Here is a 14,833-nt window from a genome sequence, read left to right as displayed (position 1 = left end):
CATTGACGCTTTTTTACGACGGTGACAAACTCGCTACATGACTCCTGAGATCCCGTCCGCCCCCAAGCTCCCCGTGCCCATGGCCGGCACCATCGCGCCACCCGACCTCGCCGACAGCACCTTGCTGCATGTCAGCCCGGATCCGCAGATGACCCTTGGCGCGGTCGAGATCGAAAGCCACCCTGACGTCGCGTTCAGCACCGTGGATCTACCGAACGGAGAGTCGCGCGAGCTGAAGGCCGACATTCTGCGGCCCGCGTCGGGAGACCGGCTTCCGCTGGTCGTCTTCCTTCCCGGTGGTGCGTTCCTTCGCTGCAACAAGGCGATGGCGTTCGACGTTCGTCGACACGTCGCCGAATCGGGTTTTGTCGTCGCCAGTGTCGAATACCGCGTCGCACCCGACGGTGGCACGTACCTGGATTCCGTCCACGATGTGCGGGCCGCCCTCGCCTGTCTGCGGCAGCATGCGGATGACTTCGGTATCGACCCGCGTGCGGTTGCCCTCTGGGGAGAGTCGGCCGGTGGTCATGTGGCGGCGCTGACGGGTGTCACGAATGACCTGCCCGAGTTCTCCGGAGACACGGGGCCCGCCTCAACAGGTGCCGTGCAGGCGGTGGTTGACGCCTTCGGCACCTCCCTGCTCTCGGCGATCGCCGACGACTTCGACGAGGAGGCGCGACTTCACTACCAGCGCACGGCCACGCATTTCTCGGCCTACGTCGGCAAGGCAGGCGCACTGTTCTCGGAGATTCCCGAGGCAGTGAGCGCCGCGGACCCCGCGACCTACGTGACGGCTTCGGCGCCGCCCTTCCTGCTCCTCCACGGCAGCGACGACATGCTCGTCTCCTCCTCCCAGACGCAGCACGTGCACAAGGCCCTTCTCAGCGCCGGCGTGGACAGCACCCGCTATGTCGTGGCCGGGGCAAATCACGGCGATTTCGGAGTCCTCGCGGATTCGGATGCCGCCCTTGCCTGGTCGTCCGCGACCGTCATGGGCGTCATCACCGAATTTCTGAACCGCCACCTCCGCTGAACATGTCGAGCAGGCTCTGCGGAGCGTTGTCGCCGAAGAGCACCTCGTTCAGGTCGGCGCCATCCGTTGCGGCCGCGGCGCTACGAGGGAAGAGGGGCTGCTCGTATGCGGTGAGGGCGGCCTCGGGGTTCTCAGGGCGGGCGGCGAGAGCCTTGCCGAGTTCCGCGCCGTCGTACATGGCGAGGTTGGCGCCCTCGCCGTTCGGGGCCGAGAGGTGGGCGGCGTCGCCGAGCAGGGTTATGCCGGGCACGCGGTCCCAGCGGTGCGCGACGGGGAGAGCGTGGAGGGGTCGTAGGACCAGCGGGGTGTCGCTGTCGGTGATCAGGGCGGTGAGTTCGGGAGCCCAGCCGTCGAATTCCCGCGCGATCCGCCGGGCCGCCGTGGCGGAGTCCGTGAAGTCGATGTCGGCGAACCAACTCTGCGGCCTGGACAGCGCCACGTAGGTGTGGAGGGTGCCGCCGCTCTCGCGGTGTGCCTGGATGCCCTTGCCCGGGGCGAGTGCGAACAAGGAGCCGCCGCCGACCGCTTTCGCGACCGCGGGGTGGCGGTCGTCGGCGTCGTACAGGTAGGTCTCGATGTACGACTTGCCGGTGTATTCGGGTGTCGCGCCGGACAGCAGCGGGCGGACCCGTGACCATGCGCCGTCCGCGCCGACCAGGAGGCTTGTGGTGACGGCGGTGCCGTCGGCGAAGGTCACCTCGTGGCGGCCCTCGCCGAGAGCGCGGACGCCGCTGACCTTGTGGCCCCACCGGACGGTGCCGGCCGGGAGCGAGTCGAGAAGGATGCGGCGCAGTTCGCCGCGCAGTACCTCGGGGCGTCCTCGCGTGCTGTCGTCGTCGAAGAGGACGGTCCCGTCCGGGGCGAGGACGCGTGTCGCCTCGCGGCCCTCCAGGACGAGGCCGCGGAACTCCTCGGTCAGGCCTGCCGCGTCGAGGGCCGGCTGGCCGTTGTCCTCGTGGATGTCGAGCATCCCGCCCTGGGCACGTGCGGTCGGGGCGGGCTCCGCCTCGTAGACGGTGGCCGGGATGCCGTGCACGTGCAGGACGCGGGCGAGGGTGAGGCCGCCGAGTCCGGCGCCGATGATCGTGATGTGCGTGTTCATGGTGACTCCTTCGGGATCCGGGTCGCCGGGTGAGCTCCGAACGACCTCTCTGGAATGCCGTTCCATTGTTGGAACGGTGCTCCAGTCATGTCAAGATGGCCGCATGGCAACACGGACGGGCCGGTCACAGCGGCGTACGGAGGCGCTCTCCCGCGAGCGCATCGTCGAGGCCGCCGTCGAGCTGCTCGACGCGGTCGGCGAGGACGGGCTGACGTTCCGGACGCTGACCGAGCGCCTGGCCACCGGGCCCGGGGCGATCTACTGGCACGTGGCGAACAAGGGTGAACTGCTCGGCGCCGCCACCGACGCCGTCGTCGCCGCGGCCTTGGCCATTGAGCCCGCCGATTCTCCGGACACGCCACAGGACGGGATCCGCGCCGTCGCGCTCGGCCTGTTCGACGCGATCGAGGAACACCCGTGGCTCGCCACGCAGCTCGCGACGCAGATCTCCCACAGCCCCTGGGGGCCGGTGGCGCCGCGGCTCTTCGAGAGCATCGGCCGGCAGGTCCGCGCGCTGGGTGTGCCCGAGGCAGGCTGGTTCACCGCGACCTCGGCGTTGATGCACTACATCCTCGGCGCCGCCGGCCAGAACGCCGCGAACACCGTGAGCGCCGGCACTCTCGGGCCCGACGTGGACCGCGCCCAGTTCCTGGACGCCGTGTCGACGGCCTGGGAGGAACTCGACCCCGACGACTACCCGTTCACCCGGGCCGTCGCGGACCAGGTGCGCGGGCACGACGACCGCGAGCAGTTCCTCGCCGGGATCGACCTCGTCCTCGCAGGCGTCACCACTCTCCACCCGATGAACGGTTAGGTCTGCCGACAGCCTCGGCCATCACCGCCCAGGGCAGGGTCGTCACGTCGCTCGTCGCATGGCCGAGGGCCCTCTGGGCGCCGCCCGCCGAAGTGTCGCCCTGAAAAAAGTCCACGTTCATCCGGTTGTTCCCGAACCTCACCGGCACCCCTGCCTATCGTGCGCCGGAACAGAGCGTTCCGCCCCCGAACCAGAATGCCCGGAGCAACCACCATGCCCATCCGGACCCTTGACCGTTCCCTCGCCGCCTCGCCTCGGCCCACTCGACTCCCCCGGTCGACCCGGCCCGCGCGGAGTGCCGCCGCGCTGCTGTGCGCCGCCGCCCTCACCATGGCCGCTTCCGCCTGCTCCTCGTCGTCCTCCTCGTCCACCTCCGTCGGCGGAGCCGCCGCCCATCACCTCACCGCCTACGTCAGCGGTGACACGAACATCCAGAAGTTGTGGGAGGACATCGTTGTCCCGGCCTTCGAGAAGGCCAATCCCGGTTACCAGGTCAAGGTCGTCTTCTCCGCGCACGGCACCGCCGACGCCACCACGCTCGCCAAGCTCCAGGCCGCCGCGAAGACCGGCCGCGACCCCGGCTACGACCTCATGGAGTCGTCCGTCACCCTCAACGCGGCCACCGCCGGTCTGCTCACCAAGGTGTCGGCGAAGAACGTGCCGGGACTCAAGGACGTCGACTCCGCCCTGCTCGGTCCGGTGGCCAACTCGGCCGTGCCGTACCGCGGTTCATCGGTCGTGCTGGCGTACGACGCGACGAAGGTGAAGACGCCGCCGAAGACGTACGACGGCCTGATCTCCTGGATCAAGGCCAACCCGGGCAAGTTCGCGTACAACAGCCCGGCCAGTGGCGGTTCCGGGGGCTCTTTCGTCGAGACGACGCTCGACCGGCACCTCGACGCGACGACGCTGAAGACCTTCCAGGACGGCTACGACGCCTCTCTCGAATCCAAGTGGGACCCGGGGTTCAAGGAGTTGAAGGCCCTGAACAAGGACGTCTACGGCAAGGGCGTCTACCCGAACGGCAATCAGGCCGTGCTCGACCTGCTCGCCAAGGGGCAGATCGAGCTGGCCCCGGTCTGGTCGGACCAGTACCTGTCGGGCATCCAGAACCACACCCTGAACTCCGGCATCAAGTTCACCCAGATATCGGACCCGACGTTCACCGGCGGCGCCTCCTACCTCGGCATCCTCAAGTCGAGCAAGAAGCAGACCGCGGCCCTGAAGCTGGCCGACTTCTTCCTCCAGGCCGAGCAACAAGACGCGATCGTCAAGCAGTTGGGCGCCTACCCGGTGATCCCGGCGAGCGAGCTGCCCGCGGCGACGGCCGCCCGGTTCAACGGCGTCGACGTCGGCAACCTGCGTGCCGGTTACTCCGGCCAGACCAGCAGCGACATGAACAACCTGTGGCAGCAGAAGGTGCCCGGTCAGTGAGCCGGACCAGCACAACGGGTGCCGCAAGTACCACGGGTACTACGGCGGGGGCGGCGGCCGGCGCCAATTCCGGTGCGCGCCGCCGTCGTTCCCCGACCAGGGCCGGAGCCGTCGGCACACTCATGGTGCTGCCGCCCCTCCTGGTCGTCGCCCTCTTCGTCGGCATCCCGGTGGTCTCCGGAGTCCTGTACACCCTCGGCCACTTCGGCGGCCTCAACTCCGTCATCGCCTCCATCGGCCTGCACCAGCACCCCGCCGACCACTGGTGGGGCACCCTGGCCGCCTACCGCGAGGTCCTGACCAGCGACACCTTCCTGCGCAGCCTGACCGTCACCGTCGAGGTGACGCTGGCGAGCGTGGTGGCCGTCTTCGCGCTCGGGCTCGCCGTCGCGCTGTACGCCCGCATGTCCGGCGGCCGAACTGCCCGCCTGGTCACCGCACTTGCGGTCACTCCGCTCTTCCTGCCCGCGGTCATCGGCTCGTACGCGATCCTCACCTTCTACGCCGGCGACGGCGCCCTCACCACCATGGCGCACGCGCTGGGCTGGTCCTCCGCACCCCGGCTGAGCTACACGACATGGGGCGTGATCGTCGGCCAGGTGTGGACCAACCTCCCTTTCGCCGTGCTGGTGTTGACCTCGGGTCTGGCCGCCGTACCGGACGCGCTGATCGAGGCCGCCCGTGACGCCGGGGCCCGCCCCGCGCAGGTCGTGCTGCGTGTCCTGCTGCCGATGACGAGCGTGCCCGCGGTCATCACGGCCACGTTCACCACCATCGCGGTGCTCGGCAGCTTCACCGTGCCCTACCTCGTCGGGCCGACCGCGCCGACCATGCTCGGGGTCCAACTCGCCAACGCCTTCCAGTCGTTCAACCAACCGCAGCAGTCGCTGGTGACGGCAGTCGTCGTCTTCGCGCTCGCCTCGGTGGTGGGTGTGGCGTACGTCCGCTCCAACGTCCGCGAGACCCGGCGCGCCGCGTCGGTGACGCGGTGAGAGGGCAACGCATGACCGCCGCGGCCGTGGTCCGTCGCGCGGGCGGTGCCGTACTGGCCGCGCTGCTCGCCCTGTTCATCCTGGGCCCGTTGCTGTGGCTGCTCCCCCACGCCTTCGCGGACACCTGGCGCTACCCCGACCTGCTTCCGCAGGGCTGGACCCTGCGCTGGTGGACGGCGGTCGCGGACAACCCGGACCTGGTGGCGGCGGTGCGCTGGAGCTTCGTGTTCGCGCCGGTGGTGACACTCCTCTCGGCGGTGATCTGCCTGCCCGCCGCGTACGCGTTCGCCCGCCGCGACTTCCCCGGGCGCCGGTTCTTCCTGGTGGCGCTGTTCTCCGTCAACGCGTTCCCGAAGATCGGCCTGTACGCGGCGATGGCGTCCCTCTTCTACACGTTGAACCTGATGACGACGTTCTGGGGCGTGGTCGTCGTGCAGTTGCTGGGCACGGTCGTCTTCATGACCTGGCTGCCGGCTGCTGCGTTCGCCGCGGTGCCGCGCAGTCTGGAGGAAGCCGCCCGGGACGCGGGCGCGGGTCCGCTGACCGTCTTCTGGCGGGTCACCCTGCCGCTCGCCCGCCCCGGCATCCTCGTGGCACTGATCATGTCGTTCCTGGCCGCGTTCGACGAGGCCCAGGGCACCCTGCTGGTCGGCGCGCCCACGTACACCACCATGCCCACCGCGATGTACAGCATGGTCACCAACTACCCCGAGGGCGTCGCCGCGGTCTTCTCCCTCCTGCTGTCCGTGCCGTCCGTCCTGCTGATGCTCGGCGTACGGCGGCACATCATGGGCGGCCATCTCGCGGAAGGGTTCCAACTGCGGTGACCAGCACCCCTGTTCACACGGCCACCGCCGGACTCGTACTGTCCGGCCTCACCAAGACCCTCGGCGGCAGGACGGTCGTCTCCGGCCTGGATCTGCATGTCGAACCCGGCGAGATGGTCTGCCTGTTGGGCCCGTCGGGCTGCGGCAAGACCACGACCCTGCGGATGGCGGCCGGGTTCCTGACCCCGGACTGGGGCCGGGTCGAGATCGGCGGCACGGACTACGCCGCCGTACCGCCCGAGCGCCGCCCCACCGCGATGGTGTTCCAGAACTACGCCCTGTGGCCGCACATGACGGTACGTCAGAACATCGGCTTCGGCCTGAAGATGCACAGGGTGCCGCGCGCGGAGGCCGACCGCCGGGTCACCGAGGCGCTGGAACTGGTCGGCCTCGCCCACCACGCCGACAGCCGCCCGGCGCACATCTCGGGCGGCGAACAGCAACGCACGGCGCTGGCAAGGGCGTTGGCCCTGCGCCCCCAACTCCTCCTCCTGGACGAGCCGTTGTCCAACCTGGACGCCAAACTGCGCGAGCGGGTCCGCGAGGAGATCAGGGACATCCAGCAACGCCTCGGCATCACCACCCTGTTCGTCACCCACGACCAGGACGAGGCGCTCAGCATCGCCGATCGCATCGCGGTCATGAACGCCGGCCGCATCGAGCAGTACGCGTCCCCGGACGAGCTGTACCGCACCCCGGCCACGCTGTTCACCGCCGAGTTCGTCGGCAGCCTCAACCGCCTGGACGACGCCGTCGCCGCACCGGGCACAGTACGGCTCGGCCAAGTCACCCTGCCGTGCGCGGAGTTGACCGGCCCGGCGGGGTCGGGACTGACGGTCGGCATCCGCCCGGAGGAAGTACGCCTGGACGGCACATCCGAAGGAGCCGCCGCCCGCGTCGAGAAGGTGCTCCCTCGCGGCCACTTCACCGAGGTGGTCGTGGAGTTGGAGGGCGGCCCGCGTCTGCGGTCGTACGTCTCCGGCGCTACGGCACCCGCGCGCGGCGAGGTCGTACGGGTGAGGGTCGGACAGGCCCTGTCGTACGCGGTCTCCCCCGCCGTAGAGACAGAAGCGGCGGAGGCGGCGTGAGCACGCGGCGGCCGTTGGCCGTGGCGCACCGGGGTGATCCGTGGGCCGCGGTGGAGAACACGCTGGAGGCCGTGCGGCGGGCGGCGGGTGCGGGGGCCGACGCGATCGAGGTGGATCTGCGATGCACGGCGGACGGGGTCGTCGTACTGCATCATGACGACGACCTGCGGCGTCTGTGGGGGCGTCCGGAGTCGGTCGCGGCCCTGACGCTGGCCGAGTTGAGGGACATCGTGCCGACCGTCCCGACCCTGCGGGAGGCCCTGGACGCCGCTGACGGGGTCCCGTTGCTCCTGGACACCGGGGACCCGGTGGTCGCGACCGCGGCGCACGCGGAGCTCGGTCGGCTGGGGGCGGTGGCCATGTTCTGTGGCGCCGCGGAGGCGATGGCGGCGGTGCGGGCGCGCGACGAGCGGATCACGCTGTTCCTCAGTTGGTACGGCGAACTGCCGCCGTCCGAGGGCGTGTTGGGGACCGTACGCCCGCAGTATTTCAATCCCGAGCACCGGTTCCTGAGCGAGGAGGCGGTGGCGTACTGGCATGCGCGGGATGTGCTGGTGAGTTGCTGGACGGTGGACGACGCGGACCGGCGCGGCGAACTGCTCGACTGGGGTGTGGACGCGATCATTGGCAACGACCTGAACGGGGTGGTGAAGAGCTGTGCCGAACGTGCCGAACGGACATGACCTGGACGGTGCTCTGCGGGTGGCCGTGGAGTTGGCCGAGTGGGTGACGGAGGCGATCCGAGGCGGGAACCGAGGAGGTGCGGGTCCGGTCCGGGAGAAGGCGAGCCCGGCCGACATCGTCACGGACACGGACGAGGCGGTGGAGCGGCATGTGCGGACGGTGCTGCGGCGGGAGTTCCCCGACTGGGGCATCGACGGCGAGGAGTACGGCGCCGAGGAGGGGACATCAGCCGACGCGCCGCACTGGGTGATCGACCCGGTGGACGGAACGACCAACTACGCCCACGGGCTTGGCTGGTGCTCCTTCTCCCTGGGCCTGGCGGAGCCGGACGGCGGTCCGCTGCTGGGTCTGGTGGCGGACCCGTGGCGGGGTGAGGTCTTCACGGCGGTGCGGGGCAAGGGCGCGCACCTGAACGGGACTTCGATCCACGCGGCGGACCACACCACGCTCACGGGCCATGTGTTCCTCACGGAGTGGGCGGCCCACGCGCACTGGCCCGGCCTCGACGCACTGCTCGCGCAACTGGCCGACCGGCACTGCACGGCCCGCGTCATGGGCTCGACCGCGCTGTCGTTGGTCCAGGTCGCGGCGGGCCGGGCGACGGCCGCCGCGATCGGCGAGTTCCACCCGGTGGACGGCCTGCCCGCTCTCCTCATCGCGACCGAGGCGGGCGCGGTCGCCGTGCCGCAACTCCCCTCGTACGGTGAACCGTTGCTGCTCGTGGCGCCGGAAGCGGCGGCGGAGGCCGGGGAGTTGTGGCGTTCGACGGTCGGGGCCGCCTAGCGCATCGGACGGCGGCCATCGACTCGGTGGCCGCCGGCGTCCCTACGCCAGGGGCATCACCTTGCGATAGGTGACCACCGCGGCCGTCGCGACCGTCACGTGCATCAGGAGCAGCGCCCCGACACCGGTCGCGCCACCGTCGCCGTAGAGCAGGAAATCGGGGACGAAGGACACCAGGACGAGGGTCGGGACCAGCCACCGCAGCAGTGCCTGGGGGTCCTTCGACACCTTGCGCAGGATGGCCCAGCCGATGGCGCCCGCGACGATGCCGAGCGCCGTCAGGAAGATGTACGACGGTGCCTTCAGGGGCTGGAAGTCGTCGGGTGCGCCAGCGGCCAGGGCGAGTTGGGCGAGAACGGTGTCCACCGCGGAGGCCAGCACGATCGCGGCGAGGACACCTCCCGCGACGACGAGCGGGCCACGGCGGACGGCGACGGCATCAGAGGCGAGTGACATGACAACTCCAGGGAGGGAGATTTCGGGCAGAGCCCAAAAGCCCCGAGACGGACCGGATCGTTTGAACTCTCAAACGAGAGTCTGACCGACTCCGTTTGAAAGTTCAAGCGCGCCTGATGGGCGCCTGTCCTGGCACTCTCTAGGATCGGGTGCACGATCTTGACCCGTGGGAGTTCGGATGAGCGAGGATGTGCGGCCGGAGCCCGGGCTCTCACCGGAGCGACTGGCCTTCTTCACGGACGCTGTCATGGACCAGATCCGCGTGCTGTCGCCGACCTTCGCGTTCTGGCACGCGCCCTATCTGCTGCTGGTCGCGTTCCTGCCGTTCCCCACGACCGTCATCGGCTCCGCGATCACCAATCCGATGGCGCAGACCCTCTTCGCCGGGACCATGGCGGGCATCGTCTTCTGCGAGGTCGCCCTCAAAGAGGTCTCGGCCGACGGCGGCCTCGTCATCGGCGATGTCGCACGGGCCCGCAGACACGCCGACGCCTCCTGGGCGGTCGGCCTCTGGTTCGTTCTGAGCCTCGGTCTCGCCTGGGTGTTCTCCTACGCCTACGTCCTGTGGATCTTCGCGCCGCTGTCCGCCACCTACGGCGGTCCGCTCATCACCCGCCTTCGCACCCGGCGCACCCGCTCCCACGACGAGCAGCCGCCGCCGACCGGGTCGTAGACAGTCGTAGCCAATGGACGGAGTGAAGGGCATGTACAACCTGCGCCGCCTGGAGGCGCTGCGGGAGTTGAAGCACCGCGGCACGCTGGCCGCCGTCGCGACGGCCATGTCGTACAGCCCCTCGGCCGTCTCCCAGCAGCTGGCCCTCCTGGAGTCCGAGGTCGGCGCAGCACTGCTGGAGCGGGAGGGGCGTGGGGTCCGGCTGACGCCACAGGCCGAGATCCTCGTCGCCCGTACGGAAAAAGCCCTACGGGAACTGGAGCGCGCCGAGACGGAGATCGCGGCCTCGCTGCGGGAGGTGTCGGGGACCCTCAGGGTCGCGGCCTTCCAGACCGCCATGCTCGCGCTGCTGCCCGCCGCACTGACCTGGCTGCGCGAGCATCACCCCCGGGTGCGGATGGAGGCCACACAGGCCGAGCCCGACACCTCACTGCCCGGCCTGCTCACCCGGGACTTCGACCTCGTGATCGACGAGACGTTCCCCGGTCACCCGCGACCGGCACGGGCCTCGGAGGTCGAACACCACCCCCTGTACGAGGACGCCATGCGGCTCGCGACCCCCGCGCCCGTGGCGGCCGTGGCCGAACTCGCCGAGCATCCCTGGGTGATGGAACCCGCCGGCACGCCCGCCCACGCATGGGCGACCGGCGTCTGCCACGCGGTCGGCTTCGAGCCGGACGTCGCCTATGTCTCCGCGGACATGCTGACCCACGCACGACTGGTCGAACAGGGCCACGCGGTGGCCTTCCTGCCCGACATGCTCTGGTTCGACCGCACGCCCCGGCCGGCGCTCGACGCCTCCGCCGTCCACGTCCGCACCGTGCTCGGGACCGTGCGCGCCGGTGCCGGGGAGCATCCAATGATCCGGAATCTCCTCGCCGCTCTGGGGTACGCGGTCGGCGGGCTGCCCGCGCGCACGGGGTGACGTCGCCGGGTCATCTCATTCATCAGTATTTCTAATCTTTCACCTCCAAAAACATTCGTTTTACTGAACTGGTGCGGCTTGAGAACGTGAAGGAAAGGGTTCCTCGGACAGACGGGAAGCACAGGACATGGACATCGAAGCGCTCCGCCAGGACACCCCGGGCACCGCGAACCGGGTACATCTCAACAACGCGGGGGCCGGTCTCCTGTCCCGTCGGACGCTGGAGGTCATGACCTCCCACCTGGAGCTGGAGGCGGCCATAGGCGGTTACGAAGCCGCCGGCCAGGAACGGGACCGTATCGACGCCACCCACGCGCACATCGCCCGGCTGGTGGGCGGACAGGCGGACGAGATCGCGCTGTTCGACAACTCCACCCACGCGTGGAACGCGGCCTTCTACTCCATGACGTTCAAGCCCGGCGACCGCATCCTCACCGGCCGGGACGAGTACGGCAGCAGTGTGCTCGCCTATCTGCAGACCGCCCGGCGCCATGGCGCCGAGGTCGTCGTCGTGCCCGACGACGAGGACGGACAGCTCGACACCGCGGCCCTGGCCGACCTGATCGACGAGCGCACCAGGCTCGTCGGCGTCACCCACATCCCCACCAGCGGAGGTCTGGTCAACCCGGCGGCCGAGATCGGCCGGATCACCCGCGCGGCCGGCGTCCCCTTCCTGCTGGACGCCACCCAGTCCGTGGGCCAGTTCCCCGTCGACGTCGCCGAGATCGGCTGCGACATGCTCACCGCGACCGGCCGCAAGTTCCTGCGGGGCCCGCGCGGCACGGGCTTCCTGTGGGTGCGTCCCGAGGCTCTGGAGTACCTGGACCCGTACGTCACCGAGATCGAGGCCGCGACCTGGGACGGCGAGCGCGGTTTCAGCTGGCACGACGGTGCGCGGCGCTTCGAGACGTGGGAGGTCAACTACTCCAACGTCCTCGGGCTGAGCGCGGCCGTCCAACAGGCCCTGGAACTCGGCATGGACGAGATCGGCCGCCGCGCCGTCGCCCTGGGCTCCTATCTGCGTGACCGCCTCGACGCACTGCCGGGTGTCACCACGTACGACCTGGGCCGCGACCGGTGCGCCATCGTGACCGTGAAGGTCGATGCCGTCCCCACGGCCGATGTCGCCGCGGCGCTCGCGAAGCAGGGGATCAACGTCACCACGACCGTGGCCGAACACAGCCAGTTCGACACCGAACACCGCGGCGTCCACCCCCTGGTGCGGCTGTCCCCGCACTACTACAACACCGAGACCGAACTCGACCAGGCCGTCGAGGCCATCGCCGAACTGGCCCGCGGCGCGCGGTAGAGCGAGGAGGCCGCCCGAGGTTCACGGGAACCGGATCGCGGTCGGCGGCCAGGCCGGGGCGGTGTAGGGGCGGCGGAAGGTGTGGCGTCCCGAGCCGACCTCGAACGGGGCGCTGCCGTCCGGTAGTTGGACCTCGGCGTGCGTGTTCGCGGGGACCAGCGCCTCTACGACGATGACGTCTCCCTCGATGCGCCAGCCCGCCTCGGCCCTGCCGTACGGGGTGTCGTGGGCCGCCTTCGCCCAGGTCAGATCGCCGCCCGGGACCGGGGCGATGCGCAGCCGCCGCCAGCCGGGTTCGGCAGCGGCGAGTCCCGCGACCGTGCGGTGCAGCCAGTCGGCGACCGCGCCGAGGGCGTAGTGGTTGAACGAGGTCATCTCGCCGGGGTTGACGGTGCCGTCGGGGAGCATCGAGTCCCAGCGCTCCCAGACGGTCGTGGCACCCATGGTCACGGGGTAGAGCCACGACGGGCATTCCTTCTCCAGGAGCATGCGGTAGGCGAGTTGGGGCTCGCCCGCCGCGCAGAGGGCGTCGCAGATCAGCGGCGTGCCCGTGAAGCCGGTGGCGATACGGAAGGACGCGCGGCGCACGATCTGCGCCAACCGCTCGGCGGCGCCCCGGCGTTGACGTTCCGTCGGCAGGAGTGAGAAGGCGATGGCCAGGGCGTGGGCGGTCTGGGTGTCCGAGGAGAGCCGGCCGTCCGGCGTGACGAACTGGTCGGCGAACCGCTCGCGTACGGCCTGCGTGTGCTCGCGGAAACGGGCAGCGTCCTCCTTGCCGTCCAAGTGTCCGGTGTCGTCCAGGAGTTGGGCGACCTCGGCGAGGACCTCCGCGGAACGGATGACGTACGCGTTGGCCACGAGGTCGCCGTCGGTCCGCGCCTCCCCCGGACGGTCCGGCGGGGCCTGCGGGTCGAGCCAGTCCCCGAGTTGGAAGTCCTGGCGCCACAGTCCGTCGCCCTCGGCGGTGAGCCTGATCGTGGCCTCGACCCAGGCCCGCATGCTCGGGTACTGGGTGCGCAACACCTCCAGGTCTCCGAACCGCTGGTACAGAGTCCACGGCAGGAGCACCGCGACATCGGCCCACACGGCCTGGGCACCCGCGTCCTGGAAGGCGTCCGGCAGCACATCGGGGACGACGAGGGGCGGCACACCGTCCGCTCGCGCCAACTGCTCCGCGGACAGGTCGCGCAGCCAGCCGGTCAGCATGCCGGAGCAGTCGTGGAGGAAGGACGCGGTGGGCGCGAAGACCTGGATGTCGCCGGTCCAGCCCATGCGTTCGTCACGCTGCGGGCAGTCCGTGGGGATGTCGAGGAAGTTGCCGCGCATGCCCTGCACTACGTTCTCGTGCAGCCGGTTCACGAGGGGGTCGGAACACTCGAACCAGCCGGTGCGGGCCATGTCCGTGTGGAGTACGACCGCTTCGACGTCGGCGGGGTCGAGCGCGCCGGGCCAGTCCCCGATCTCGGCGTATCTGAAGCCGTGGAAGGTGAAGTGGGGTTCGTAGGTCTCAACCCGCTCGTCTTCATCCCCCTCTCCCTCCGCCCCATCTCCCTCCACGCCTGCGCCGCGCAGGACGTACGTGTCCGTGGCGGCGGCGACCCGCAAGGGGCGGATGCTCAGTTCGCCGTGCTCCAGCACCTCCGCGTGGCGCAGGGTGACCTCGTGGCCGGCGGGGCCCTTGACCCGGATGCGCAGCCGGCCGACCAGGTTCTGTCCGAAGTCCAGGACGGTCTTCCCCGACGGCGTTGTGATGACCTCGACCGGGACGACGGTCTCGGTGCGGCGCACGGGCGGACCCGTCGGTGCCACCAACTCCGCGCTCGGCTCCGGGAGTTCGCGGACGGAGTCCCAGCCGGACGTGTCGTGTCCCGGCGCGGACCACCCCGGCCGCTCCCGTCGCGCGTCGTACGCCTCGCCGTCGTAGATCTCCGAACGCCGTACGGGCCCGGTCGTCGTACGCCACTGTTCGTCGGTACGGACGGTCTGCGTCGTGCCGTCGGCGTACGCGATCTCCAACTGGGCCAGGAGCACGCGGTGTTCACCGTAGATATTGCGGCGGCCACCGTGGAAACCGAGGCGTCCGGTGTACCAACCCTCCCCCAGCAAGGCTCCGATGGTGTTCTCACCGGTTCGCAGCAACGGCGTCACGTCGAACGTCTGGTAGCGCAGGCGGTGTTGATACGAGGTCCAGCCGGGGGCCATGACCTGGTCACCCACGTGCTCCCCGTTGATCTCGGCCGAGTAGACGCCGTAGGCGGTGATGTACAGCCGGGCGGAGGCGACGGGACCGGCGAGGGTGAAGTCGCGGCGGAGCAGCGCTACGGGGAGCGGTTCCTCGGCGGGGGTGTCGAGGTCCGGGGTGATGGGGCGGGCCGTCCAGTCGGCCGCGTCCAGGAGTCCGGTCTCGGCGTACGCGTGCTCCGACCAGGGTGATGGCGCGTCCTCCCCCTCGCCCCAGACCCGTACGCGGACGCCGACGCGTTCCCGGGAAGCGAGGCACGGCCCGGGCCAGGGGACGAGGACGGACTCGGCGTACTCGACGCGTCCGGTGTCGGCGAGGACCGTGCCGTCGGCGGCGGTGATCTCCACCTGGTGGGCGGCCTGGTGCCAGTCCCCGGTGTCGGTGACCGTGCGCCAGCTGAGGCGGGGAGCGGATTCGCCGATGCCGAGGGGTTCACGGTGGTGCTCGAAGGTGGGTGGTGTGACATGCACG

The 14,833-nt window shown here is 70.2% G+C and carries 14 protein-coding genes; 11 read left to right on the top strand and 3 right to left on the bottom strand.

Annotation, left to right across the window (positions count from 1 at the left end; all coding sequences use genetic code 11):
* The first annotated feature begins 37 nt into the window (after nt 1-37).
* Nucleotides 38-1,033, top strand: coding sequence for an alpha/beta hydrolase (locus tag OG194_RS46055; RefSeq protein WP_327406698.1), 996 nt, complete (start codon nt 38-40; stop codon nt 1,031-1,033).
* On the opposite strand, the gene OG194_RS46050 is transcribed toward OG194_RS46055, so the two are convergent.
* Nucleotides 1,002-2,135 (bottom strand): FAD-dependent oxidoreductase, encoded by a 1,134-nt coding sequence (locus OG194_RS46050; RefSeq protein ID WP_327406697.1) that lies wholly within the window; start codon nt 2,133-2,135, stop codon nt 1,002-1,004. The two genes, OG194_RS46055 and OG194_RS46050, sit on opposite strands and share 32 nt — an antisense overlap.
* A gap of 103 nt (nt 2,136-2,238) precedes the next feature.
* Here OG194_RS46050 and OG194_RS46045 point away from each other — a divergent pair, with 103 nt between their 5' ends.
* The 7 genes from OG194_RS46045 (at nt 2,239) to OG194_RS46015 (ending at nt 8,757) form a co-directional block, all read left to right on the top strand.
* On the top strand, nt 2,239-2,949 hold the full coding sequence (locus OG194_RS46045) for a TetR/AcrR family transcriptional regulator (RefSeq protein WP_327406696.1): 711 nt from the start codon (nt 2,239-2,241) through the stop codon (nt 2,947-2,949).
* A 213-nt stretch (nt 2,950-3,162) separates the two neighbouring features.
* Nucleotides 3,163-4,383 carry an extracellular solute-binding protein gene (locus OG194_RS46040; RefSeq protein ID WP_327406695.1) on the top strand — a complete coding sequence of 407 codons (1,221 nt, stop codon included), beginning with the start codon at nt 3,163-3,165 and terminating at the stop codon, nt 4,381-4,383.
* Nucleotides 4,384-4,505: 122 nt separating this feature from the next.
* Nucleotides 4,506-5,375: an ABC transporter permease gene (locus tag OG194_RS46035; protein WP_327406694.1), complete on the top strand. Its 870-nt coding sequence runs from the start codon at nt 4,506-4,508 to the stop codon at nt 5,373-5,375.
* Between the two features lie 11 nt (nt 5,376-5,386).
* Nucleotides 5,387-6,202, top strand: coding sequence for an ABC transporter permease (locus OG194_RS46030; RefSeq protein ID WP_327406693.1), 816 nt, complete (start codon nt 5,387-5,389; stop codon nt 6,200-6,202).
* Nucleotides 6,199-7,290 (top strand): ABC transporter ATP-binding protein, encoded by a 1,092-nt coding sequence (locus OG194_RS46025; protein WP_327406692.1) that lies wholly within the window; start codon nt 6,199-6,201, stop codon nt 7,288-7,290. Before OG194_RS46030 ends, OG194_RS46025 begins: the two co-directional genes overlap by 4 nt.
* Nucleotides 7,287-7,973: a glycerophosphodiester phosphodiesterase gene (locus OG194_RS46020; protein WP_327406691.1), complete on the top strand. Its 687-nt coding sequence runs from the start codon at nt 7,287-7,289 to the stop codon at nt 7,971-7,973. Before OG194_RS46025 ends, OG194_RS46020 begins: the two co-directional genes overlap by 4 nt.
* Nucleotides 7,957-8,757: an inositol monophosphatase family protein gene (locus tag OG194_RS46015; protein ID WP_327406690.1), complete on the top strand. Its 801-nt coding sequence runs from the start codon at nt 7,957-7,959 to the stop codon at nt 8,755-8,757. The genes OG194_RS46020 and OG194_RS46015 overlap by 17 nt, the downstream gene beginning before the upstream one ends.
* A 42-nt stretch (nt 8,758-8,799) precedes the next feature.
* On the opposite strand, the gene OG194_RS46010 is transcribed toward OG194_RS46015, so the two are convergent.
* Entirely contained in the window at nt 8,800-9,213 is a 414-nt protein-coding gene (locus tag OG194_RS46010) for a DUF6069 family protein (RefSeq protein WP_327406689.1), read from the bottom strand.
* A 178-nt stretch (nt 9,214-9,391) separates the two neighbouring features.
* On the opposite strand from OG194_RS46010, the gene OG194_RS46005 reads away from it, so the two are divergent.
* From OG194_RS46005 to OG194_RS45995, 3 genes are all read left to right on the top strand, one after another.
* A complete protein-coding gene (locus OG194_RS46005) occupies nt 9,392-9,886 on the top strand; it encodes a hypothetical protein (RefSeq protein WP_327406688.1) in 495 nt (164 codons plus the stop codon).
* A gap of 31 nt (nt 9,887-9,917) precedes the next feature.
* A complete protein-coding gene (locus tag OG194_RS46000; RefSeq protein WP_442811831.1) occupies nt 9,918-10,811 on the top strand; it encodes a LysR family transcriptional regulator in 894 nt (297 codons plus the stop codon).
* A 127-nt stretch (nt 10,812-10,938) separates the two neighbouring features.
* The gene (locus tag OG194_RS45995; protein ID WP_327406686.1) at nt 10,939-12,120 is read left to right on the top strand and encodes an aminotransferase class V-fold PLP-dependent enzyme; all 1,182 of its coding nucleotides are present in this window, start codon (nt 10,939-10,941) and stop codon (nt 12,118-12,120) included.
* Between the two features lie 21 nt (nt 12,121-12,141).
* Here OG194_RS45995 and OG194_RS45990 read toward each other — a convergent pair whose 3' ends face one another.
* On the bottom strand, nt 12,142-14,832 hold the full coding sequence (locus OG194_RS45990) for a glycoside hydrolase family 78 protein (protein ID WP_327406685.1): 2,691 nt from the start codon (nt 14,830-14,832) through the stop codon (nt 12,142-12,144).
* Nucleotide 14,833: the final 1 nt, after the last annotated feature.

The organism is Streptomyces sp. NBC_01288, from assembly GCF_035982055.1.
Taxonomy (GTDB): Bacteria; Actinomycetota; Actinomycetes; order Streptomycetales; family Streptomycetaceae; genus Streptomyces.
This window is presented reverse-complemented; position numbering and strand designations above follow the sequence as displayed.

Coding starts and splice junctions, on each gene's coding strand:
- OG194_RS46045 (WP_327406696.1), top strand. CDS start 2,239: ATGGCAACACGGACGGGCCGGTCACAGCGGCGTACGGAGGCGCTCTCC.
- OG194_RS46050 (WP_327406697.1), bottom strand. CDS start 2,135: ATGAACACGCACATCACGATCATCGGCGCCGGACTCGGCGGCCTCACC.
- OG194_RS45995 (WP_327406686.1), top strand. CDS start 10,939: ATGGACATCGAAGCGCTCCGCCAGGACACCCCGGGCACCGCGAACCGG.
- OG194_RS46000 (WP_442811831.1), top strand. CDS start 9,918: ATGTACAACCTGCGCCGCCTGGAGGCGCTGCGGGAGTTGAAGCACCGC.
- OG194_RS46010 (WP_327406689.1), bottom strand. CDS start 9,213: ATGTCACTCGCCTCTGATGCCGTCGCCGTCCGCCGTGGCCCGCTCGTC.
- OG194_RS46035 (WP_327406694.1), top strand. CDS start 4,506: ATGGTGCTGCCGCCCCTCCTGGTCGTCGCCCTCTTCGTCGGCATCCCG.
- OG194_RS46030 (WP_327406693.1), top strand. CDS start 5,387: ATGACCGCCGCGGCCGTGGTCCGTCGCGCGGGCGGTGCCGTACTGGCC.
- OG194_RS46055 (WP_327406698.1), top strand. CDS start 38: ATGACTCCTGAGATCCCGTCCGCCCCCAAGCTCCCCGTGCCCATGGCC.
- OG194_RS46005 (WP_327406688.1), top strand. CDS start 9,392: ATGAGCGAGGATGTGCGGCCGGAGCCCGGGCTCTCACCGGAGCGACTG.
- OG194_RS46040 (WP_327406695.1), top strand. CDS start 3,163: ATGCCCATCCGGACCCTTGACCGTTCCCTCGCCGCCTCGCCTCGGCCC.